This window comes from Streptomyces nitrosporeus (genome assembly GCF_008704555.1).
GTDB classification, from domain to species: Bacteria; Actinomycetota; Actinomycetes; order Streptomycetales; family Streptomycetaceae; genus Streptomyces; species Streptomyces nitrosporeus.
Map to the genome: position 1 here is coordinate 3,504,764 of NZ_CP023702.1, position 20,102 is coordinate 3,524,865.

21 protein-coding genes are annotated in these 20,102 nt (G+C 72.8%); 8 read left to right on the forward strand and 13 right to left on the reverse strand.

Annotated elements, in window-relative coordinates:
* Nucleotides 1–130: 130 nt before the first annotated feature.
* From CP967_RS15550 to CP967_RS15560, 3 genes are read right to left on the reverse strand one after another with little or no spacing between them, the layout of a single operon-like run.
* Nucleotides 131–1,009 carry a hypothetical protein gene (locus CP967_RS15550; protein ID WP_150488559.1) on the reverse strand — a complete coding sequence of 293 codons (879 nt, stop codon included), beginning with the start codon at nt 1,007–1,009 and terminating at the stop codon, nt 131–133.
* Nucleotides 1,006–1,887: a hypothetical protein gene (locus tag CP967_RS15555; RefSeq protein WP_244338964.1), complete on the reverse strand. Its 882-nt coding sequence runs from the start codon at nt 1,885–1,887 to the stop codon at nt 1,006–1,008. Before CP967_RS15555 ends, CP967_RS15550 begins: the two co-directional genes overlap by 4 nt.
* On the reverse strand, nt 1,884–2,759 hold the full coding sequence (locus CP967_RS15560; RefSeq protein WP_150488560.1) for a hypothetical protein: 876 nt from the start codon (nt 2,757–2,759) through the stop codon (nt 1,884–1,886). The genes CP967_RS15555 and CP967_RS15560 overlap by 4 nt, the downstream gene beginning before the upstream one ends.
* Before the next feature lie 106 nt (nt 2,760–2,865).
* Here CP967_RS15560 and CP967_RS15565 point away from each other — a divergent pair, with 106 nt between their 5' ends.
* On the forward strand, nt 2,866–3,228 hold the full coding sequence (locus CP967_RS15565; RefSeq protein WP_150488561.1) for a DsrE family protein: 363 nt from the start codon (nt 2,866–2,868) through the stop codon (nt 3,226–3,228).
* Between the two features lie 22 nt (nt 3,229–3,250).
* Here CP967_RS15565 and CP967_RS15570 read toward each other — a convergent pair whose 3' ends face one another.
* The 8 genes from CP967_RS15570 to CP967_RS15600 form a co-directional block, all read right to left on the reverse strand.
* Nucleotides 3,251–3,658, reverse strand: coding sequence for a DUF3099 domain-containing protein (locus CP967_RS15570; protein ID WP_150488562.1), 408 nt, complete (start codon nt 3,656–3,658; stop codon nt 3,251–3,253).
* A gap of 158 nt (nt 3,659–3,816) precedes the next feature.
* Complete coding sequence (locus CP967_RS15575) at nt 3,817–4,104, reverse strand: DUF1416 domain-containing protein (protein ID WP_150488563.1); 288 nt, start codon at nt 4,102–4,104, stop codon at nt 3,817–3,819.
* Nucleotides 4,105–4,171: 67 nt separating this feature from the next.
* Complete coding sequence (locus CP967_RS15580; RefSeq protein WP_150488564.1) at nt 4,172–5,011, reverse strand: sulfurtransferase; 840 nt, start codon at nt 5,009–5,011, stop codon at nt 4,172–4,174.
* 136 nt (nt 5,012–5,147) lie between these two features.
* A complete protein-coding gene (locus CP967_RS35430) occupies nt 5,148–5,228 on the reverse strand; it encodes a putative leader peptide (protein WP_350310325.1) in 81 nt (26 codons plus the stop codon).
* A gap of 354 nt (nt 5,229–5,582) precedes the next feature.
* Nucleotides 5,583–6,278 (reverse strand): LmeA family phospholipid-binding protein, encoded by a 696-nt coding sequence (locus tag CP967_RS15585; protein WP_150488565.1) that lies wholly within the window; start codon nt 6,276–6,278, stop codon nt 5,583–5,585.
* A 175-nt stretch (nt 6,279–6,453) separates the two neighbouring features.
* The gene (locus tag CP967_RS15590; protein ID WP_150488566.1) at nt 6,454–7,971 is read right to left on the reverse strand and encodes a hypothetical protein; all 1,518 of its coding nucleotides are present in this window, start codon (nt 7,969–7,971) and stop codon (nt 6,454–6,456) included.
* An 11-nt stretch (nt 7,972–7,982) separates the two neighbouring features.
* Nucleotides 7,983–8,237, reverse strand: coding sequence for a MoaD/ThiS family protein (locus CP967_RS15595; protein ID WP_150488567.1), 255 nt, complete (start codon nt 8,235–8,237; stop codon nt 7,983–7,985).
* Nucleotides 8,238–8,289: 52 nt separating this feature from the next.
* The gene (locus CP967_RS15600; protein ID WP_150488568.1) at nt 8,290–9,207 is read right to left on the reverse strand and encodes an alpha/beta hydrolase; all 918 of its coding nucleotides are present in this window, start codon (nt 9,205–9,207) and stop codon (nt 8,290–8,292) included.
* A gap of 299 nt (nt 9,208–9,506) precedes the next feature.
* Here CP967_RS15600 and CP967_RS15605 point away from each other — a divergent pair, with 299 nt between their 5' ends.
* The 5 genes from CP967_RS15605 to CP967_RS15625 all read left to right on the forward strand — a co-directional run bounded on the left by CP967_RS15605 (nt 9,507) and on the right by CP967_RS15625 (nt 14,865).
* Complete coding sequence (locus CP967_RS15605; protein ID WP_150488569.1) at nt 9,507–10,310, forward strand: response regulator transcription factor; 804 nt, start codon at nt 9,507–9,509, stop codon at nt 10,308–10,310.
* Nucleotides 10,311–10,334: 24 nt separating this feature from the next.
* Complete coding sequence (locus CP967_RS15610) at nt 10,335–11,378, forward strand: LacI family DNA-binding transcriptional regulator (protein WP_150488570.1); 1,044 nt, start codon at nt 10,335–10,337, stop codon at nt 11,376–11,378.
* A gap of 105 nt (nt 11,379–11,483) precedes the next feature.
* The gene (locus CP967_RS15615) at nt 11,484–12,605 is read left to right on the forward strand and encodes a S1C family serine protease (protein ID WP_150488571.1); all 1,122 of its coding nucleotides are present in this window, start codon (nt 11,484–11,486) and stop codon (nt 12,603–12,605) included.
* 98 nt (nt 12,606–12,703) lie between these two features.
* Nucleotides 12,704–13,435, forward strand: a complete 732-nt coding sequence (locus CP967_RS15620; RefSeq protein ID WP_150488572.1) for a response regulator transcription factor — start codon at nt 12,704–12,706, stop codon at nt 13,433–13,435.
* Nucleotides 13,432–14,865, forward strand: a complete 1,434-nt coding sequence (locus tag CP967_RS15625; RefSeq protein ID WP_150488573.1) for a sensor histidine kinase — start codon at nt 13,432–13,434, stop codon at nt 14,863–14,865. The genes CP967_RS15620 and CP967_RS15625 overlap by 4 nt, the downstream gene beginning before the upstream one ends.
* Before the next feature lie 120 nt (nt 14,866–14,985).
* Here CP967_RS15625 and CP967_RS15630 read toward each other — a convergent pair whose 3' ends face one another.
* Nucleotides 14,986–15,879, reverse strand: coding sequence for a phosphatidylinositol-specific phospholipase C (locus CP967_RS15630; protein WP_150488574.1), 894 nt, complete (start codon nt 15,877–15,879; stop codon nt 14,986–14,988).
* 230 nt (nt 15,880–16,109) lie between these two features.
* Entirely contained in the window at nt 16,110–17,921 is a 1,812-nt protein-coding gene (locus CP967_RS15635; RefSeq protein WP_150488575.1) for a bifunctional metallophosphatase/5'-nucleotidase, read from the reverse strand.
* A 375-nt stretch (nt 17,922–18,296) separates the two neighbouring features.
* Between CP967_RS15635 and CP967_RS15640 the strand changes: the two genes are divergently transcribed.
* Entirely contained in the window at nt 18,297–19,058 is a 762-nt protein-coding gene (locus CP967_RS15640; RefSeq protein WP_150488576.1) for a hypothetical protein, read from the forward strand.
* Between the two features lie 120 nt (nt 19,059–19,178).
* On the forward strand, nt 19,179–20,102 hold the full coding sequence (mshD, locus tag CP967_RS15645) for a mycothiol synthase (RefSeq protein ID WP_150488577.1): 924 nt from the start codon (nt 19,179–19,181) through the stop codon (nt 20,100–20,102).

The following is a 20,102-nucleotide window of genomic DNA, read 5'->3' on the forward strand; positions in this document are numbered from 1 at the left end:
CCAGTAGGGCGGAGAAGAAAACCTCAAGCACGGGAGCTCCTCGGTGACGGCATGACGGCAGAACGGGGCCGGGCCCCAGCCTAATGGGTGGGGCCCGGCCGCGGCGGTCCGGGGTTTCCCCCGGGCCCCGTCATCCCAGCAGCTGGTTCTGCAGGACGACGGTCTGGTGGAAGGGGACCTTCAGATCGCTCCCTTGGCCCTCCTGGCGGTGGACGATCAGCGCCAGGGTGTCACCGGCCTGCACATAGGCGGCGCGCATGTGCTCCCTGCCGTTCTTCGCGGGGTCCGTGTACACGTAGGCGACGGTGCCCGGGACCTTGCCGTCGCCTTCCCAGTCCTCGTCGAAGACGAGCTCCTTCTTCCCTTCGAGCGCCTCGCCCGGACCGCTGCCGATGTACAGGTCGTCCCGGAACGCCATGGCGTAACCCACCGAATTGAACCGGAGGAGGTAGACGCGGGACTCCGTGCCGTCCGGCATGGTCCATCCGCGGACCGCGATGTGGCGCAGGGCGGAGTCCCTGAGCTCACCGGTGACCCGTTCGCGGCTTCCCTCCCCGTACTCCGACGCGAACTGTTCCGGAGTCGTCCAGCCACCCGTGAGCTTCTTGTCCACGGTGGCGCCCTCCGGAGCCGGGATCAGCAGCTTCCGCAGGTCGGCGTGGTGGATCTGGGCCGTGTTGCCCGGGTTGAACGGCCGGGGGGACCCCTCGGGCAGAGCCGGAAGGCTCAGTTCCGGATAGTCCCAGCGCCCATCGCCCTCCGTGGCCAGCCCCGGCACGTCGGTGCGCTCCATGGAGGCGATCCCGAAGGCCGTGCCCGTGCCCACCGCGCCGAACACCAGCACGGCCGCGGTCCAGCGGGCGACGGCCCGCAGCACCCTGCGCGGGGGCTTCACCGGAACGGGGCCGCCGTCCTGCCCGGCGGATGCCCCGGCCGGGGCGGGCGGGAGCACGGGGGCGGGTTCGCCGACGGGTGCGGCCTCGGCGGGTGTCACCGTCTGCTCGCTCATACGTACTCCCCCGGGGACGCGATGTGGTCCATCTGGTCCTTGAGCAGATCGGCCACCCCGCCCTTGTCGAACGGCCTGGTGCCCGAGGCGCTGAGGCTGATGCTCAGCTCGCCGTCGTACGCCACGCACTCCATGCCGCCGAGATCGACGGTGCCTCCCTCGGCGTCCTTCTCCACGGGCATGAGGAAGCAGGCGGCGTGCTTGTGCCCCTTGACGGAGGGCCCCTTGCGGAAGGAGCCCATCGCCTCCATCAGTTCCTTCCGGAACGCATAGGTGCCACGGACGGCCTCACGGTCGAGCATCTTGGTGATCGTCGTCCGGACCACCAGATCGGCGCTGACCGCGCTGTACGTGCGCACGGCGACGCCCTTGATCTCCAGCTTCTCGATCGCGTTGTCGAACGCGCGCCGCTCCTTGCCCGCCAGGCCCCGTCCGGACTCCTTCATGGCGGCGGTGGCCTTCTTCCCACTGGCCTCGCTGTCGTTGCCCTCGGCGTCCGCGTCCGGGCCCAGCGCATAGCCGTCGGGCACCGGGAGCAGCAGCCGGCTCAGCTCCGTGTCGTGGCGGCCGGCCCCCACGTCGCCCGCGGGATCCCTGCCGGGCGCCTTGCCGCCCTCCTGCCAGACCCTGGTCTTCGCCGTACGGTCCGCGCCGTCCACCGCGGACACGGTGTAGGCACCGGCACCGCCGACCGCGCCGAGCACCAGGACGAAGGGCAGCACCGTGAGGACGATCCGCCCGGCCTTCCCCGGCCGCCCGGCGGGGGCGGGAACAGCGGCGGGGGTGTCCGTGCCGGCAGGGGCTGCGGCAGGGGCGTCCGTGCCGGTCCCGGCGGGCTCCCGGTCCTTGCCCGGCTCCGGTGTGGTCACGTCGTTCACAGTCGCTCCAGCTGTCGTTCGGCCAGGCTGCGGATGTCCTTCTTGCTGATGGGCTTCGTGTCGTAGATGCCGACCTCCATCATCACGTCGCCCCGGTGCGCGATCGCCCTGGCCCGGTACACCGGCAGGTAGCCCGGCTCCCTGTCGACCTCGTAGAGGTAGTAGCGGCCGTCAGCGCTGCCTTTCAGAGGGTCGCCCTCGTTCCCGGCGCCGACACCGCTCTCGCTCATGTACGACAGCTGCCCATCGGCGTGCTCGACCGCACCGGTCTCGGCACCGCTGCGGAACTGGACGAGCGTCACGCCCACGGTGCGGTTGCCCCGCTCCCAGGACGCGCCGGCGATCCTGCGGAGGTCCCCGCTCAGGAGCTTCTCGTACATGTGGCCCTCGTTCCGGAAGGAACGGGCGTAATCCGCCAGGTCGATCCAGCCGTCGACCGCCTCGAAGCCCTCTTCCTCCCGGTATCCCTTCGGCTTGGCCACCAGCAGCTTGCGCAGGTCGCCGTCCGCGCGGGCCAGGCGGTCCTCGTCGGCCGGAAGCGGTCCGGGTGCCTCGTCCGCCGGAAGTGCCTTCGCCGGGTAGCCGAGGCCCGGCTGCGACAGCGCGGCCAGGGGGGTGGGGGGCCGCTCGGCCTGGATGCCGTATCCCACGGCGGCCCCGCCGGCGATGCCGAGCAGCGCGGCGGCCGCGATCAGCAGGGCCGTCCGGCCGCGCGGGCGGGACCGGACGGCCGCCGGCGCACCGGCCGGGGCGGCGGGCGGCGCGTCGGCGGGTGTGACGGACCCCACCACGGGCTGCGGACCGGCCGGTGCGGCGGCGAGCGTGACGGGCGCCTCCGCCGGAGCATCAGGAATGGTGTCGTTCGGTTCCAAAAGGGTCCCCCCATAGAGACCTGAGGCACGGATTCCGTTACCCGCGCACACAACTGACCCACAGGTACAGGGGGAGGTTGTTCACCGGACGATTACAGTTCGGTACATGTCCAAGAAGCTCGTGATCAAGGTGACTGCCGGGGCCGATTCCGCCGAGCGGTGCTCACAGGCCTTCACCGTGGCGGCCGTGGCCGTGGCCAGCGGGGTCGAGGTCTCGCTCTGGCTGACCGGGGAGTCCGCCTGGTTCGCCCTGCCCGGCCGGGCCGCCGCGTTCGAACTGCCGCACTCCGCACCGCTGGTGGACCTGCTCGACGCGGTCCGGGCGGGCGGGCGCATCACTCTCTGCACCCAGTGCGCGGCCCGGCGCGACATCACGGAGAAGGACGTCCTGGAGGGCGTACGCATCGCCGGGGCCCAGGTGTTCGTCCAGGAGGCCATGGCCGACGGCACCCAGGCCCTGGTCTACTGACCGGCTCCGCCGGCCGGCCGCGTCAGGGGGTGTCCCGGCGTCTCCTCCCGTCGAGCTCGCCCCACCAGGCGTCCGACTCCGGGTCGCCGGTGCCCGCCGCTCCGTCGGCGCGGACGTCATCACCGCGGGCACCGTCCCGGCGGACACCGTCACCGCGGGTACGGTCACCGCGGGCGCCGCGGTCTTCGCCGCCGGGCGGCGGGCGGTCGGGGCGTGCGGGTCTCCTCGGCGCCGGGTCGTCCCACCACCGGTCGTCCGGGCCGCGCCGGTTGGCGACCACCGCCGCGGCCGGCGGGATGACCATCGCCACCACGCACATCGCCACGGCCGCCGGGACGGACCAGAGCCGCACGAACGCCCAGGCGGACACGAACAGTACGAGGCATCCGCCCATCATCAGGAAGTAGACGCGCCTGCGTCGGGCGTACATGTCTCCAGCGTAGGACCGGAACGGCTCCGCGTCAGGACGGCCCGCTCCGAAACGGCGCGGAGGGCCGCACCCCGGCTCAGGTGGCGTCCAACCCCCTGGGGTGCGGCCCTCCGGCCGGTCCGTGCGCGAACCGCGCGGCGAGAAGAGCCCGCCGTGTGTCAGACGGCGATCGCGACCTCGGCGAGGCCGCCCGTCTGCGCCACGACGGTGCGGTCGGCGGTGCCGCCCGGGACCAGGGCGCGGACCGTCCAGGTGCCCTCGGCCGCGTAGAAGCGGAACTGCCCGGTCGCCGAGGTCGGGACCTCGGCGGTGAACTCACCGGTCGAGTCCAGCAGGCGCACGTAGCCGGTGACGGGCTCGCCGTCGCGGGTCACGCTGCCCTGGATGGTCGTCTCGCCGGGCTTGATCGTCGAAGCGTCGGGGCCACCGGCCTGTGCTCCACACATGGTGTTCTGTCCTTCGGGTCGCGGTCCTGCGGTACCCGCCGCGGAATCAGCGGTACCTGCTGCGGAATTACTTGTTGGCGCCGAGCTCGATCGGCACACCGACGAGGGAGCCGTACTCGGTCCACGAACCGTCGTAGTTCTTGACGTTCTCCTGGCCGAGCAGCTCGTGCAGGACGAACCACGTGAGCGCCGAGCGCTCACCGATACGGCAGTAGGCGATGGTGTCCTTGGAGAGGTCGACCTGCTCGTTCTCGTACAGGGCCTTGAGCTCGTCGTCCGACTTGAACGTGCCGTCGTCGTTGGCGTTCTTCGACCACGGGATGTTGCGGGCGCTCGGCACGTGGCCCGGGCGCTGCGACTGCTCCTGCGGGAGGTGCGCCGGGGCGAGCAGCTTGCCGCTGAACTCGTCGGGCGACCGCACGTCGACCAGGTTCTGGCTGCCGATGGCGGCCACGACGTCGTCGCGGTAGGCGCGGATCGACTCGTCCTGCGGCTTGGCCTTGTACTGGGTGGCCGGGCGCGTCGGGACGGCGTCGGTCAGGTCGCGGGAGTCGAGCTCCCACTTCTTGCGGCCGCCGTCGAGGAGCTTGACGTTCTCGTGGCCGTACAGCTTGAAGTACCAGTAGGCGTACGAGGCGAACCAGTTGTTGTTGCCGCCGTAGAGCACGACCAGCGTGTCGTTGCCGATGCCCTTCTCGGACAGGAGCTTCTCGAAGCCGGCCTGGTCGACGAAGTCACGGCGGACCGGGTCCTGGAGGTCCTTCGTCCAGTCGATCCGGATCGCGTTCTTGATGTGGTTCTTCTCGTAGGCCGAGGTGTCCTCGTCGACCTCGACGATCGCGACCTGCGGGTCGTCGATGTGGGCCTCGACCCAGTCGGCGTCGACCAGGACGTCTGCGCGGCTCATGTGTTCTCCTCCGGGGCAGTGTGCGGCGGGGTGGTGCTGGGCGTACGCGCGGGCATTCGGCACCGCAGGCGTACGGAAGGCACGGGCTCGGCCCTGACGTCGTCGAAGGGCCCGGGGAAGCGGAAGCGGGTCCCGCTCAGAAGGTGCGACAGAGCATGGCGGCGACGCGGCACAGGTCTACTGCCCGCCGCTTCGTGAGATCCGCCTGTCGCTTCATGGGTCCGATCGTAGGGAGGTATGGCCGGGGATGTCACCGTGGTATCGAATGGTGATACGCGATCGTCCATGATGCGAGACATCAAGCCCTCCGGATCCGTGTGCGGCAGCCCGCCGGGAAGCTCTTTCCGGGCACCATCTGCACAACGGACGGGGGCGTCTCATTATCTGGATCAGGGGCATCGGGATCAGGGCCATCCGGCTCGGTGTCGTCCGGCTCGGTGTCGTCCGGCTCGGTGTCGTCCGGATCGGGGCCGCCGGGCCTCCGGGCCGGTGCCGTCCGAGCCGGTGTCCCCGTCGTGGCGCGCGCCCGCCGGGGGTCACGGAACGTCCCCTCAGGTCCGGGCGGGCGGTGTCATCCCGCCAGGGCGATGTCCGTGCCGGACACCGAGATCTCCAGGCCGCCCGGAGCCACCTCGATCCTCTCCAGTCGCAGCCCCTCCGGCAGCCCGCCGACCTTCCGTTCGAAGTCCGTCTTGCTGCGGACGAGGTCCTCCAGGCCGGGGATGCCCTCTCCCGGAACCTCGTCGGCACGTACCTCGACGGTGTCCCCGCCCGTCAGGGCGACCGTGGAGAGCACACTGCGCGAGACGGTCTTGCCGAGCACCGGTATCTCCACCGAGCCCGTCACCTTGACCTTGCCGTTCCCGCCGTAGGCGACGGTGACGCCCTCGTCGGCCACCGCGGTGAGGTCCGCGTAGGAGACGACGGCCGTCCCGGTGGCCCTGGACGCCGTCGCGCTGGTGTAGCCGGCGCCGAGCACGACCTCGTGGAGCCGGGCGCGTATCTCGCTGATCCGGATCGTCCGGCCCGCGGCACTCGCCTCGATGTCCGAGACCTCGACGTCGACCTGGCCGAGCTCGGAACCGGCGACCTGGGTCAGGAAGGGGAAGCCCTTGATGGAGACCTCGGTCCTCCCGGTCTCCGCCCCGGCGAACCGGACCCGGCCCTCGGCCTCCGACTCGGCGAAGTACACGGCGGCGCGGTCGAGAGCGACGAAGGCGGCCCCCAGGACCACCGCCACGATCAGCAGTATTCGCAGTGCGCGCACGCCTGTCGCTCCCCCGCTCGGATCCGGCGGACCCAGGTGCCCGCCGGTCTGCCGCCGTTGCCCGGCGTGCCTGAAATGATCGACGTACGGGCGGGCCCGCCGGTTCCCTCCGTCCCGGAGACGGACACGGCGGGCCCTTCGGTACGGCTCCGCGCGGGGGCCGGACGGTGCTTCCTCAGACGAGTACCCGCCCGATCAGGTAGACGGCGGGCGCGGCCGCCGTCAGGGGAAGAGCCACACCGGCCGTCATGTGGACGAAGCGCGACGGGTAGTCGTAGCTCGCCACCCGCAGGCCGATCAGCGCGCAGCCGCCGGCCGCGAATCCGAGGAGCGCGGCCTGGGCCCCCAGGCCGGTGAGGGCGCCCGCCGCGGCACCGGCCCCCGTCGCGGCGAGCAGCGCCACGGCCACCGAGGCGGGCCCGGTCAGCGGGAGGGCCCTCACCGGTACGGCCACCGCGACCGCGAACGCCCCCACGACCACCGCGTCCGGCACGGCCGCCAGATGCCCTGCGGCCAGCACCGCGAGCGCGGCGGAGACCAGGGTGGCGGTCAGTCCGTACAGCCTCTCGTCGGCCCCGGCGCGGGAGCGGAGCTGGAGTACGAGCGTCAGGAGCACCCAGACACCGAGCGTGCCCAGGAGGGCCGCCGGGCCGTTCTCCCGGCCCACCGCCAGCAGCACCACGTCCGCGGCGAAGCCGCCCGCGAACGCGAGCGCGATGCCCTGGCGGGCCGGCCACATCCCGTTCAGCCGGAACCAGCCGGCCGCGGTGACCGCCTGCAGCAGGACCAGCGGGACGGCCAGGGCGTACTGCCCGACCGCCGCGCCCGCGGCGAGGAGCAGACCCAGCGCCGCGGTGATCGCGGCGGGCTGCATACCGGGCGCGATGACCGGCGACCGCCCCTCGGCACGGGCCCGCTGGGCATCGGTGACACGGCTGTTGCCCAGGGTCGTGGCGGGCCCGTACCCGTCGGCCCCGGCCGCCGCCGGAGCGGAGGCCCCGGGGGCCGGCGCTGGGGCGGCGGCCGGCGCGGGGGCGGGCGGTGCGGGGGCCGTGGGGGGCGCCGGGGCCTCGGGGGGCAGCGGGGCCCCTCCGCCGCCCTGCGGCGCGAAGGTCCCGGCGGCGGGCGCCGGAGCACCGGCCGGATACGGCCGGTCCGGGTACTCCTGGGCCGGGTACTCCTGGGCCGGGTACGGCTGCTGCCGCGCGTCCGGACGGGGCGCCCCGTCGTACGCCGGGCCGTCGTACGGCGCGTACGGGGCCCCGTCGTACGGCGCCTGGGCGTAGGGGGCCCCGTCGTACACGGGCGCCGGGGGGCCGGACGGTTCCGGGTACGCGGCGGCGGGGTGCTGCGGCGCGGCGTGGCCGTAAGGGTCCGGGCCCGGGGGGGTATACGGGTCCGGGTAGGGGTACGGGCCGGCTTCCGGGGGCTGCGCGGCGGGGGACGCCTGCGGCCGGACCGTGGGCTGGTAGCGGGTGTCCCAGGTCTGCCCCTGCCAGGTCTGGGCGGCCCCCGGATCGCCGTACCCCTGCGGGTCGCCCTGCCACTGCCCCTGGTCCTGGCTCTCGGGCCACCTGGCCGCCTCCGGCCCGGGAGGGGCGTCGTACGGGTGGGCGTCGTGCTGGTGGGCGTCGTACGGGCGGGCCCCCTGATCGGGGTACCCCTGCCCGTACCGCTGTTCGTCGTTGCTCATGGTCCTCGGTCTCACCCTCCTGCGAACGGCGGGAGCACCTCGACCGTGCCGCCCTCGGCAAGCCGTACGGTCTCATGGCCGCGGGTGCCCACCGGATTCCCGTCCACCAGGAACGAACATCTGAGCAGCACACGCGTCAGCTCGCCGGGATGCCGCTCGCGCACCCCGTCGAGCGCCTCGGCGAGCGTCGAGGCCGCGTACGGCTCCTCGGCTGTCCCCGCGGCGGCCTTGGCCGCGGCCCAGTAGCGGATCGTTCCCGCTGCCATGGCGGCACCCCTTTCCTCGTCCGTCAGCTGTCCATCATCAGTCACACACCGGTCACACCGAAGCGGCCCAGTCCCCGATGCGGGAGAGCAGCCCCTCGTCCGCCGCGTTCTCCGCGTGCCCCATCCCCCGCTCCAGCCACAGTTCCGCCCGGCCGTCCGACGCCGCGGCCAGCATGCGCGGGTGGTCGAGCGGGAAGTACGGGTCCCTGTCACCGTGCACGATCAGCAGCGGCACCCGGACGAGCGGGACCGCCTCGACGGGGGAGAGGGGCACCGGGTCCCAGTCCCGGGTGTGGATCCGCGTGCCGAAGCCGTACCGGCCGACGAGCCGCCCGGCGGGGCGGGTGACCACCCAGTGCAGCCGGCGCATCGGGGCCGTGCCCCGGTAGTACCAGCGGGCCGGTGCGCTGACCGCGACCACCGCGTCCGTATGCGCCCCCGCGCGCCTCTTCCGCGCCCCGGTGTGCCGTACCGCCACCCGTCCTGCCTCTCCGCCCGATTCCGGTACGGGGGAATCCGCGGCGTCCGGCCGCGTATACAAAGCGGCGTGCCGGAGCACCACCGAACCGCCCATCGAGAAGCCGACCGTAACGATCCGCCGGTGCCCCATCGACCGCGCCCAGGCGACGGCGGCGGCCAGATCGAGTACCTCCCGGTCCCCCACGGTGGACCGTCCGCCGGACTTTCCGTGGCCCCGGAAGGAGAAAGTGATCACGGCCGCACGCTGGGCGAACACCTCCACGGCACGCCGCAGCGCCGGCCGGTCGACGCTGCCGGTGAACCCGTGCGCCAGGACCACCGCCGTACCGCCGTCCGGGCCGTCCGGCCCGGCCCCGGCAACCGCCGTACACGGGCTGTACACCGCCTCGATACGCACACCGTCATCAGTCAGCAATGTGGCCCGGCGGGGACCCGGCGTGATCGAGGGAACAGAAGTACTCAGGAAACAACCCTCGGACACAGAACTCATGTGGGCTATTCTGCTGCGAAGAGGATCCGGGCAATGCAGCCCCCGGGTCCTTTTGTGCTTTCCGGACGTTGTTACGGCAACGTTTCCACAAGCTCAGCGCTCCCCGCGGAGGGGGGCGCACCCGTGAAAACCGTATTGCCTCCGCCCCCGGGCGAAAGTGATACGGGCATACGAAAGCAGTGCCGCAGACTCCTCCGGGCCAGGCCCGGGAGTGCCCCTGTCGCGGGAACGAGGAGGACCTACGTAATGGGCGAGCGAACCGTGCACGATCGACCGACGACCTTGGCAGGTGGGCGGCGATGAGTTCACTGCTGCTTCTCACCAACGCCCTCCAGCCGTCGACGGAGGTGCTCCCCGCCCTCGGTCTGCTGCTCCACAGCGTGCGGGTCGCCCCCGCCGAGGGACCCGCGCTCGTCGACACCCCGGGTGCCGACGTCATCCTCGTCGACGGGCGGCGCGACCTTCCGCAGGTGCGTTCCCTGTGCCAGCTCCTGCGGTCCACCGGGCCGGGCTGTCCGCTGATCCTGGTCGTCACCGAGGGCGGCCTCGCGGCCGTCACCGCCGACTGGGGCATCGACGACGTCCTGCTGGACACGGCGGGCCCCGCCGAGGTCGAGGCCCGGCTGCGGCTGGCCACCGGCCGCCAGCAGATCACCGCCGACGACTCCCCCATGGAGATCCGCAACGGCGACCTGTCGGTGGACGAGGCGACGTACAGCGCCAAGCTGAAGGGCCGGGTCCTGGACCTGACCTTCAAGGAGTTCGAGCTGCTCAAGTACCTCGCCCAGCACCCGGGCCGGGTCTTCACCCGCGCCCAGCTCCTCCAGGAGGTCTGGGGCTACGACTACTTCGGCGGCACCCGGACGGTCGACGTCCACGTCCGGCGGCTGCGCGCGAAGCTGGGCCCCGAGCACGAGTCCCTGATCGGCACCGTCCGCAACGTCGGCTACCGCTTCGTCACCCCCGAGAAGGCCGAACGGTCCGCCGAGGAGGGCAAGGCCAAGAAGGCCCCGAAGGCGGCCGAGGAGACCGTCACCCGCTCGGAGCAGTCAGCGGAAGCGAAGATTACGGAAGAAGCCCCGGTCCGGCCTGCCAAGCGGTAGGTCGATCCGCGTAGACTGCCGCGCGTGGCCAAGGTGACGCGGGACGATGTGGCGAGACTGGCGGGGACCTCGACAGCGGTCGTCAGCTACGTCATCAACAACGGACCCAGGCCGGTCGCCCCGGCCACGCGCGAGCGGGTACTCGCCGCGATCAAGGAGCTGGGCTACCGGCCGGACCGGGTCGCCCAGGCCATGGCGTCACGGCGGACCGATCTCATAGGGATGATCGTGCCGGACGCGCGGCAGCCGTTCTTCGCGGAGATGGCGCACGCGGTCGAACAGGCCGCCGCCGAGCGCGGGAAGATGGTGCTCGTCGGCAACTCCGACTACCGCGACGAGCGCGAGGTCCACTATCTGCGGGCCTTCCTCGGCATGCGGGTCTCCGGGCTGATCCTGGTCAGCCAGGGCCCCAGCGAGCGGGCCGCCGCGGAGATAGAGGCGTGGGACGCCCGGGTGGTCCTGCTGCACGAGCGGCCCGAGGCGATCGACGACGTCGCGGTCGTCACCGACGACATCGGCGGCGCCCAGCTCGCCACCCGCCACCTGCTGGAACACGGCAACGCCTATGTGGCCTGCCTCGGCGGCATGGAGTCCACCCCGGTGGTCGGCGACCCGGTCGCCGACCACATCGAGGGCTGGCGCCGGGCGATGCACGAGGCGGGGCTGTCCACCGAGGGCCGGCTCCTGCACGCCCCGTTCAACCGCTACGACGCCTACCAGGTGGCGCTGAAGCTGCTGGCGGGGCCGGAGCGGCCGCCGGCGATCTTCTGCTCGACCGACGACCAGGCGATCGGTGTGCTGCGGGCCGCGCGCGAGCTGCGGATCGACGTGCCCGGCGAGCTCGCCGTCGCGGGCTTCGACGACGTGAAGGAGGCGGGTCTGACCGACCCGCCGCTGACGACGGTCTTCTCGGACCGCCCGGCGATGGCACGGGCGGCGGTGGACCTGGTGCTCGACGACTCGCTGCGGGTCTCCGGCTCCCGGCGGGAGCGGCTGAAGCAGTTCCCGTCCGCCCTGGTCGTCCGGCGGTCCTGCGGCTGCGGGGAGCCGTCGCAGCTCCTGCGGTGAGCACCGGCCGGCGCCGCCGCCCTTTACATCGGGCATACACGGTTCTGCCGGGCTTCTCAGGACGTACTCAGACCGTTCTCATCTTCGCCGACCACTCTCGTCGTCATGACCGACAGCCACCGCCCGAGCGGCGAGTACCCGATGTACCCCTCGTACGGCAACGGCGAGGCGGCCTACCCGCCGCCGCCGGCGTACGGGCCCCCGCCGCAGGCCGGGACCGTCGGGGCCCCCGGCGCGCCCACCCGGTCCGCCCCGGGCGCCCCCGGGACCTGGCCCGCTCCGGCTGCCGCCGGGACCGGCCCGGACGCCGGGCCCCCGGAGCGTGGGCGCCGGGCCGGGCGGCCCGTGGCCCTGCTGGCGGCCGTGGCCATCGTCGCCGCGGCGATCGGCGGCGGCTCCGCCGCCCTCGTCGGTGAACTCTCCGGCGGCGGCCCGGGCACCCCGGGCGCCGGCAGCGCCGTCAGCGGCACCACCGTCTCGCAGCGCAGCGCGGGCACCGTCGCGGGGGTGGCGCAGGCCGTCTCCCCGGCGATCGTCGAGATCAGCGCGGTGTCCGGCTCCGGCGAGGCCACCGGCTCCGGGGTCGTCATCACCCCGGACGGCGAGATCGTCACGAACAACCACGTGATCTCCGGCGCCTCGCGGATCGAGGTGGCCCTCAGCACCGGCAAGACGTACACCGCCGACGTGGTGGGCACCGACGCCGCCAAGGACCTGGCGCTCATCAGGCTCCAGGGCGCGAGCGGGCTCAAGACCGCCACGCTCGGCGACTCCTCCTCCGTGGAGGTCGGGGACGAGGTGGTGGCGATCGGGTCGCCCGAGGGCCTCACCGGCACCGTCACCAGCGGCATCGTCTCGGCCCTGGACCGGGACGTCACGGTCGCCAAGGACGACGACACCGGCGGCGGGGACCAGGGACAGGGACAACCGGGCGGCGGGGACTGGCCCTTCGAGTTCGGCGGCCGGGAGTTCAACGGCGACACCGGCTCCTCCACGACGACGTACAAGGCGATCCAGACCGACGCCTCGCTCAACCCGGGGAACTCCGGCGGTGCCCTCATCAACATGGACGGTGAGATCATCGGCATCAACTCCGCCATGTACTCCCCCAGTTCCTCCAGCGCCTCCGGCAGCTCCGCCGCCGGCAGCGTGGGCCTCGGTTTCGCCATCCCGGTCGACACCGTCAAGGCGGATCTGGACGGACTGCGCTCCGGCGACGGCTCCTGAGAAGCCGGTGCGGCGGGCCGCCGGGCAGAGCGGTACGGCGCCCCCGCCCGTGCGAGGCTGATCCCCCGTGCCGCCGGAAGGAAGAGGACGAGTAAGCGATGAGCCCCGCCGAAGACGATCCGCAGCGCATCCTGATCGTCGACGACGAACCCGCGGTGCGTGAGGCCCTCCGGCGTTCCCTCGCCTTCGAGGGCTACGGCACCGAGGTCGCCGTGGACGGGTACGACGCCCTGGCCAGGGCCGAGGCGTACGAACCCGACCTGATCGTGCTGGACATCCAGATGCCCCGCATGGACGGGCTCACCGCCGCCCGCCGTATCCGCTCCACCGGCTCCACCACCCCCATCCTGATGCTCACCGCCCGTGACACCGTCGGCGACCGGGTCACCGGTCTCGACGCCGGCGCCGACGACTACCTCGTCAAGCCCTTCGAGCTGGACGAGCTCTTCGCCCGCATCCGCGCCCTGCTGCGCCGCAGCTCGTACGCGGTGGCGGCGGGGAGCGCCCCGGCCGACGAGAACGTCCTGTCCTTCGCGGACCTCCGGATGGACCTGAACACCCGCGAGGTCACCCGCGGCACCCGCCGGGTCGAACTGACCCGCACCGAATTCACCCTCCTGGAGATGTTCCTGGCCCACCCCCGGCAGGTGCTGACCCGGGAGCAGATCCTCAAGGCCGTCTGGGGCTTCGACTTCGAGCCCAGCTCCAACTCCCTGGACGTGTACGTGATGTACCTGCGGCGCAAGACCGAGGCCGGCGGAGAGCCCCGCCTGGTCCACACCGTGCGCGGTGTCGGCTACGCCCTGCGGTCCGGCGGCGGTGACGGGTGACCGGCCTCCCCCGCCGGCTGCGCGCCCTCCCGCTCCGCTCACGCCTCGCCCTGCTGGTCGCGACGGCGGTCGCGCTCGCGGTCGCGGCGGTCGCCACGGCGTGCTGGTTCGTCACCCGGGACCAGCTGAACGACCAGCTGGACCGCTCCCTGCGCAACTCCCCGGCCGTCGACAAGTCCCTCGTGGAGGAACTGCTGTCCGGCTGCCGGGGCACCGGGCGCAAACCGCTGCGCGCCCCCGGCTCGTACAGCCTCCAGATCATCGACGCCTCGGGCACCGTCTGCGAGAGCCCCGGCAGCGCCCCCATCAACCCGACCGGCGCGGACCTGGCCGTCGCGGGCGACGAGCGGCAGGACGTGCTGTACTCGGGCACCGACACCGCCGGCAAGAAGATGCGCATCTACACCTACCGCGTGGTGCTGCGCGCCTCGGGCGAGATCTACGCCGTGTCCGTGGCCCGCCAGGAGAGCGAGGTCACCGGCCCGCTCTCCTCGCTCGCCTGGGTCCTGGTCCTGGTCGCCGGCATCGGTGTCCTCGGCGCGGGCGCCGCCGGGCTCTGGGTCGCGCGCTCCGGGCTGCGGCCCGTCGACGAACTCGCGCACGCCGTGGAGCACGTCGCCCGTACCGAGGACCTCACCGTCCGGATCCCGGTCGAGGGCGAGGACGAGATCGCCCGGCTCTCCCGCTCCTTCAACACCATGACCAGCTCGCTGGCCACCTCCCGCGACCGGCAGTCGCAGCTCATCGCGGACGCCGGCCACGAACTGCGCACCCCGCTGACCTCGCTCCGTACGAACATCGAGCTGCTGGCCCGCAGCGACGAGACCGGCCGGGCCATCCCGCCCGACGACCGCAGGGCCCTGATGGCCTCGGTCAAGGCCCAGATGACCGAACTGGCCGCTCTCATCGGCGACCTCCAGGAGCTCTCCCGCCCCGACGCCGCCCAGCCGGGCCCGCTCCAGGTCGTCGCCCTGCACGACATCACCCGCACCGCCCTGCGGCGCGCCCGGCTGCGCGGCCCGGAACTGACCGTCACGGACGAACTGGCCCCCTGGTACGTACGCGCCGAACCGGCGGCGCTGGAACGCGCGCTGGTCAACATCCTGGACAACGCGGTCAAGTTCAGCCCGAGGGGCGGCACCATCGAGGTCACCCTGCACCGGGGGCAGCTCACCGTCCGGGACCACGGCCCCGGCATCCCCGCCGAGGACCTCCCGCACGTCTTCGAACGCTTCTGGCGCTCCCCGTCCGCCCGCCAGCTCCCCGGCTCGGGCCTGGGCCTGTCCATCGTGGCCCGCACGGTCCAGCAGGCCGGCGGCGAGATCACCCTGCGCCCGGCCGAGGAGGGGCCGGGCACGGTCGCCACGGTCCGGCTGCCGGGGGCGCCCACGCCGCCGCCGGGGACGGAGACGGGGACGGGGACGGGGTGAGAGCGGGGGCCAGATCCCGCGGCGGAACTCCGCGGCGGACCGCGGCGCACCGCCGGCAGCCTGCCCGTCCAGCAGGCCGTGCGGGCGGCGGCGCCCGTTCCGCTTCGCCGTACGGACGCCTCAGCCCGCCGGGTTGTGCCGGATCAGGGACTCCACCAGGCCGGGGCGGGTCGCCGGGTAGTCCAGCGGGACGATGCCGAGGCCGGTCCAGTCCGCCGCCTCCGGCCCGTCGAGGAAGGCGTGCACCCGCGGGTTGAGCCGGTCGGCGTTCCAGCGCGGGGGCATCAGGGCGGAGGTGCTGACGTAGTTCATGAACAGCTTGCCCGGCTGCCGCACGGCCTTGCGGAACTGGGCTTCCGTCTTCGGGTACTTGGCGAACGGCTCGGCCATGTAGTCGTCCTGGATGTCGAAGACCTCCGGGTCGGCGTACCGGACGCCCGGCAGGCCGCCGTTGTCGGCGAGCAGGACGACCTTGCCGCGGGCTCCGCCCAGGTCCGGCAGCGCGGGGTCCAGGCGGAAGAGCGGGCGCCACCCCTTGGCGTCGAGGTAGCGGTCGAAGACCTGCCGGAACGCGGCGTCGCTCTCCTGCGAGTACTCCTGCTTGACCCGCATCAGGACGGTCTCCGAGGGATGCGCGGCCAGGAAGTCGCGGCAGGCGGCGAGGACGTCGCCGAACATCATGTTCTGGTAGGCGGCACCGTGATGGATCGCGAAGGCGTCGCCGGTGATCCGGCAGCGGACGTCGAGGAAGCGGATGCCGCTGTCGAGCTGCTGGGCGACCGTGGTGTCCTGGCACTCCGCCCACGGACCGCCGTGGCGCGCCCCGGAGTCGTGCGTGCCGGGGATCGTCAGGTCCCGCAGCGCGGTGGCGCCGGCGATCCCGCCCATCCAGTCCCGGGTTCCCAGCACCCTGGCGGAGGCGGCCCGGGCGGGGGCCCCGCCGAGGAGGACTCCGGTGGCGGCGGCCAGTGCTCCGGTGAGGAGGGTGCGGCGCGTGGCGGTGTACGGACTCATGCGGATGCGTCTCCGTGGGCCGTGGGGGCGGGCCTGAATTATGGCGGGTGCACGTCAAATGCAGAACAGGGCGTGCGCCGGAGCGCGGGCCGGGGGACCGCGGGAACCCCGGCCCCGGTCCCGCGTGAACACGACGGCGGCCCGCCACCTGGGGGTGGCGGGCCGCCGGTCCTCGGGCCGGCCGTGGGGCCGGGGTGGTGTCCCGGTGCGGGGGCACCGGACGGGTGGTGCTACCGCACGAGCGTGATCCGGTCCGTGGCCGGCGGGGCCAGCGGGGCGCCGGCCGTGGAGTGGGCCGCCAGATAGGCGTTGAACAGGTCCAGGTCGGACGGGCCGACCAGCTTGTCCGTGCCCTGGCCGAGGGCGGCGAAGCCGTCGCCGCCGCCCGCGAGGAACTCGTTCATCGCGACGCGGTAGGTCTTCGCCGGGTCGATCGCCTCACCGTTCAGGCGGATGGTGCCGGTGACCACCCGGTCCGCGCCGGTCCGGGTCATGTCCAGCGTGTAGGTGAGGCCCTCCGAGACCTGGAGGATCTTCGGCGACGCCTCGTTGGAGCCGCTGACCTGCTGCTGGAGCGCGGCGACCAGCTGCGCGCCGGTGAGGTCGACGACGTTCATCATGTTGGTGAACGGCTGGACGGTGAACGCCTCGCCGTAGGTCACCACACCGTCGCCCTCGGCACCGGACGCCGCGTACACCAGGTCGGAGCGGATACCGCCCGGGTTCATGAGGGCGACGACCGCGCCGCCCTTGTCCTCGGGGGCCAGGCCCTCCAGCTGGGCGTCCGCGATCAGGTTGCCGAGCGGCTTCTCCAGGGCGGTGGAGCCGCGCCCGTCGATGTCGGCGGAGATGTAGCCCTGCGGGCGGCCGGCGATCGGCGCGGCGAGCGTGTTCCAGCGGTCGATCAGCTCCGTCATGTCGGCGGCCTTGGCCTGGTCGCGGCTGACGACGTGGTTGGCCGACTTCACCGACGTACGGACGATGTCCTGGGTGCGGCGGTCGTAGGTGAGGGTCGTGTCGGTGTAGACCTTGCCGAACGACGAGGCCGAGGTGACCATGCGCGGGTTGCCCGCCGGGTCCGGGACCGTGCAGACGTACGCCTGGTGGGTGTGGCCGGTGACCAGGGCGTCGACCTTCGGCGTGATGCCCTTGGCGATGTCCACGACCGGCCCGGAGATCCCGTCGCCGGCGCCCGGGCTGTCGCAGTCGTAGTTGTACGCGGAGGAGGCCGGGGCCCCGCCTTCGTGGATCAGCGCGACGATGGACTTGACGCCCTGCCGGTCCAGCTCCCTGGCGTACTTGTTGACGGTCTCGATCTCGTCGTGGAACTTCAGGCCCTTGACGCCGTTGGCCGTGACGATGTCGGGCGTGCCCTCCAGGGTCACCCCGATGAAGCCGATCCTGACGCCGTCCTTCTCCCACACGGTGTAGGGCGCGAGGACCGGCTTCCCGGTCTTCTCGTCCGTCACGTTGGCGGCGAGGTAGGGGAAGTCGGCCCCCTCGAAGGTCCTGCCCTCCTCGTAGCAGCCCTCGCTCGGGTGGCAGCCGCCGTTCTGGAGGCGGGCCAGCTCCGTGGCGCCCTCGTCGAACTCGTGGTTGCCGACCGCCGTCACGTCGAGGTCCAGCTTGTTCAGCGCCTCGATGGTGGGCTCGTCGTGGAAGAGGCCCGACAGCAGCGGGCTCGCCCCCACCATGTCGCCGCCGGCCGCGGTGACGGAGTACGGGTTGCCCTCGCGCGCGGTGCGCAGCGAGGTCGCCAGGTACTCGACGCCGCCGGCCGGTACGGACTTCACCGTGCCGTCGGGCTGCTTCTCGCTGACCGAACCCGCGGACCCGGCCGGCGGCTCCAGGTTGCCGTGCAGGTCGTTGAAGGACAGCAACTGCACGTCGACCGTGCGGGACGGCCCGCCGTGCCCGTTCCCCCGGTCATGGGCGCCGGCCGGCATCGCGGCGACGAGCGCGCCGGCGGTGGCCAGCCCGGCCGCCACGGCGAGCACCCGTCGGGGCGCACGGTTCTTCTGCGGATGTGGAGTCGCTGACATCGGTCCCCTTGTGAGTCCAGCGGAGGGTGGTGGGTGATCAGGTATGTCTGGATCCTGCTGCCGCAGCCTAAGGTCAACGCGCGTAGCGCGACAGGGTTCCGGTGGTTACGAGCTGGTTGCTTCCGGGTCCGAAAGCCGCACAGTCGGCATATACCGCATCCCTGCCGGACCGGACCGCTGACGGCTTGTCACTGTCACGGTTGCACGACGGGAGCGCCACAACCCGATCCCCGAGGACCGCCGAACTCGTCCGCCCCACAGCGTTTTCCAGCCATTTCCGCCCCTCTATATGCCGTGATTCCGGCCGGAAGCGGGCTTCCGCGCGGCCTCGCCGGTCCGGACGGCGTGTCGGCGGGGCCCCCTACTCTCCGCCCCATGAGGAATTCGAAGATTCTGGTCGCGCTGCTCGCCGCCGGCCTGCTCACCGCCGGCTGCGGCGACAGCGGCGGCTCCGGGAGCTCCGGGAGCCACGGGAAGTCGCGTTCGGGACACGGCTCCGGCTCCGGATCCGGCTCCCATGACGACGACACCGGCACCGAGGCCGCCGCCCCGTCCCAGGACGACCTCGCGGTCGTCATCGACGGCCCGCAGAAGGAGGTGCTCAAGAGCGGCGACGAGGGACTCAAGATCACCCCGAAGCCCGCGCAGGGCGCCTCGTTCACCGAGCAGGTCGAGCACCGGCTGCGCGAATCGGTCCTCTCCACCACGAGGACGCCCGGCACGACCGCGGCCGACTGCCCGGACGGTGTGACGCAGAAGGCCTCGGCCGTCTCCCGGTGCACCGTGACCTACGAGGGGGCCGAGATCCCCTTCGAGGTCACGATCAGCGACTCGTACCGCGAGGGCAGCTTCATCACCTCCTACACCGCCGAGGCGGGCAAGGGCGTGCTCGTCGCGAAGCTGGTGTACGACGAGTTCCACGACCGCTACGGCGCCGGGTCCGGGCGCAGCGACGCGAGCAGGCTCTCCTGCCAGGAGCTTCCCGTGGCGAAGGCCGTCGACTGGGAGACCGACACCGGCTACACCTGCCAGTTCTGGAGCAAGTACGGCGGTGACGGCGACGGCGGTTTCAAGACCGTGAAGCTCACCACCGGGCGTTCCGGTTACTCCGTGCCCACCTTCGAGGAAGCCCGGTAACGGCCCGGGCGGTGTCCGGCGGGCCGGGGCCGGACACCGCCTCGCCCGGTGAGGCGTTCCCGGCGCAGCGGGGGGCCGAGGGCATGGAACGCCCCACCGGGCGGCCGTACGCTCGTACCCATGACGACTGACGCACCCCTGCCCGCCCCCGGGCGCGAGATCGAGACCCTGGACGCACTCACCCCCGGACAGGCGGAGGCCGTGTCCGCACTCCTCGGCGAGGCCGCTCGGGCCGACGGCCGGCAGGCCGTCTCGGAGCAGGGGCGGCTCCAGCTCCGGGGCGGACACCGTGCGGGCGTCCGGCACTTCCTGCTCACCGCGGACGGGGTCCTCGCCGGATACGCCCAGCTCGAGGACACCGACCCGGTCGAGGCACCGGCCGCCGAGTTCGTCGTCCACCCGGCCCACCGCGGCCACGGGCACGGGCGGGCCCTGGGCGCCGCCCTGCTCGCGGCGACCGGGAAGCGGCTGCGGGTCTGGGCACACGGCGGCAAGGCTGCCGCCCGGCACCTCGCCCAGGTGCTCGGGCTCTCCCTCTTCCGCGAACTGCGCCAGCTGCGCCGCCCGTTGGAACCGCTCGACATCGCCGAGCCGGTGCTGCCGCCGGGCGTCACCGTCCGCACCTTCGTGCCCGGCGAGGACGACACGGCCTGGCTCGCGGTCAACGGCGCCTCCTTCGCCCACCACCCCGAGCAGGGGTCACTCACCCAGCAGGACCTGGACGACCGCAAGGCCGAGCCCTGGTTCGACCCGAAGGGCTTCTTCCTGGCCGAGCGCGACGGCGAGCTGATCGGCTTCCACTGGACCAAGGTGCACGCGGAGGAGCGGCTCGGCGAGGTGTACGTCGTCGGCATCCGCCCCGACGCCCAGGGCGGCGGCCTCGGCAAGGCGCTCACCGCGATCGGGCTGCGCCACCTGGCGGCCGAGGGCCTGCCGACCGCGATGCTCTACGTCGACGCGGACAACCCGGCGGCCCTGTCGGTGTACGAGCGGCTGGGCTTCTCCACCTACGAGACGGACCTGATGTACCGCACCGAGTCCTGA

Excerpts from the sequence above, each read along its gene's own strand:
- CP967_RS15550 (WP_150488559.1), bottom strand. The coding sequence starts at position 1,009 with ATGAGCGAGCAGACGGTGACACCCGCCGAGGCCGCACCCGTCGGCGAA.
- CP967_RS15565 (WP_150488561.1), top strand. The coding sequence starts at position 2,866 with ATGTCCAAGAAGCTCGTGATCAAGGTGACTGCCGGGGCCGATTCCGCC.
- CP967_RS15570 (WP_150488562.1), bottom strand. The coding sequence starts at position 3,658 with ATGTACGCCCGACGCAGGCGCGTCTACTTCCTGATGATGGGCGGATGC.
- CP967_RS15575 (WP_150488563.1), bottom strand. The coding sequence starts at position 4,104 with ATGTGTGGAGCACAGGCCGGTGGCCCCGACGCTTCGACGATCAAGCCC.
- CP967_RS15580 (WP_150488564.1), bottom strand. The coding sequence starts at position 5,011 with ATGAGCCGCGCAGACGTCCTGGTCGACGCCGACTGGGTCGAGGCCCAC.
- CP967_RS35430 (WP_350310325.1), bottom strand. The coding sequence starts at position 5,228 with ATGAAGCGACAGGCGGATCTCACGAAGCGGCGGGCAGTAGACCTGTGC.
- CP967_RS15590 (WP_150488566.1), bottom strand. The coding sequence starts at position 7,971 with ATGAGCAACGACGAACAGCGGTACGGGCAGGGGTACCCCGATCAGGGG.
- CP967_RS15595 (WP_150488567.1), bottom strand. The coding sequence starts at position 8,237 with ATGGCAGCGGGAACGATCCGCTACTGGGCCGCGGCCAAGGCCGCCGCG.
- CP967_RS15600 (WP_150488568.1), bottom strand. The coding sequence starts at position 9,207 with ATGAGTTCTGTGTCCGAGGGTTGTTTCCTGAGTACTTCTGTTCCCTCG.
- CP967_RS15605 (WP_150488569.1), top strand. The coding sequence starts at position 9,507 with ATGAGTTCACTGCTGCTTCTCACCAACGCCCTCCAGCCGTCGACGGAG.
- CP967_RS15615 (WP_150488571.1), top strand. The coding sequence starts at position 11,484 with ATGACCGACAGCCACCGCCCGAGCGGCGAGTACCCGATGTACCCCTCG.
- CP967_RS15620 (WP_150488572.1), top strand. The coding sequence starts at position 12,704 with ATGAGCCCCGCCGAAGACGATCCGCAGCGCATCCTGATCGTCGACGAC.
- CP967_RS15630 (WP_150488574.1), bottom strand. The coding sequence starts at position 15,879 with ATGAGTCCGTACACCGCCACGCGCCGCACCCTCCTCACCGGAGCACTG.
- CP967_RS15635 (WP_150488575.1), bottom strand. The coding sequence starts at position 17,921 with ATGTCAGCGACTCCACATCCGCAGAAGAACCGTGCGCCCCGACGGGTG.
- CP967_RS15640 (WP_150488576.1), top strand. The coding sequence starts at position 18,297 with ATGAGGAATTCGAAGATTCTGGTCGCGCTGCTCGCCGCCGGCCTGCTC.
- mshD (WP_150488577.1), top strand. The coding sequence starts at position 19,179 with ATGACGACTGACGCACCCCTGCCCGCCCCCGGGCGCGAGATCGAGACC.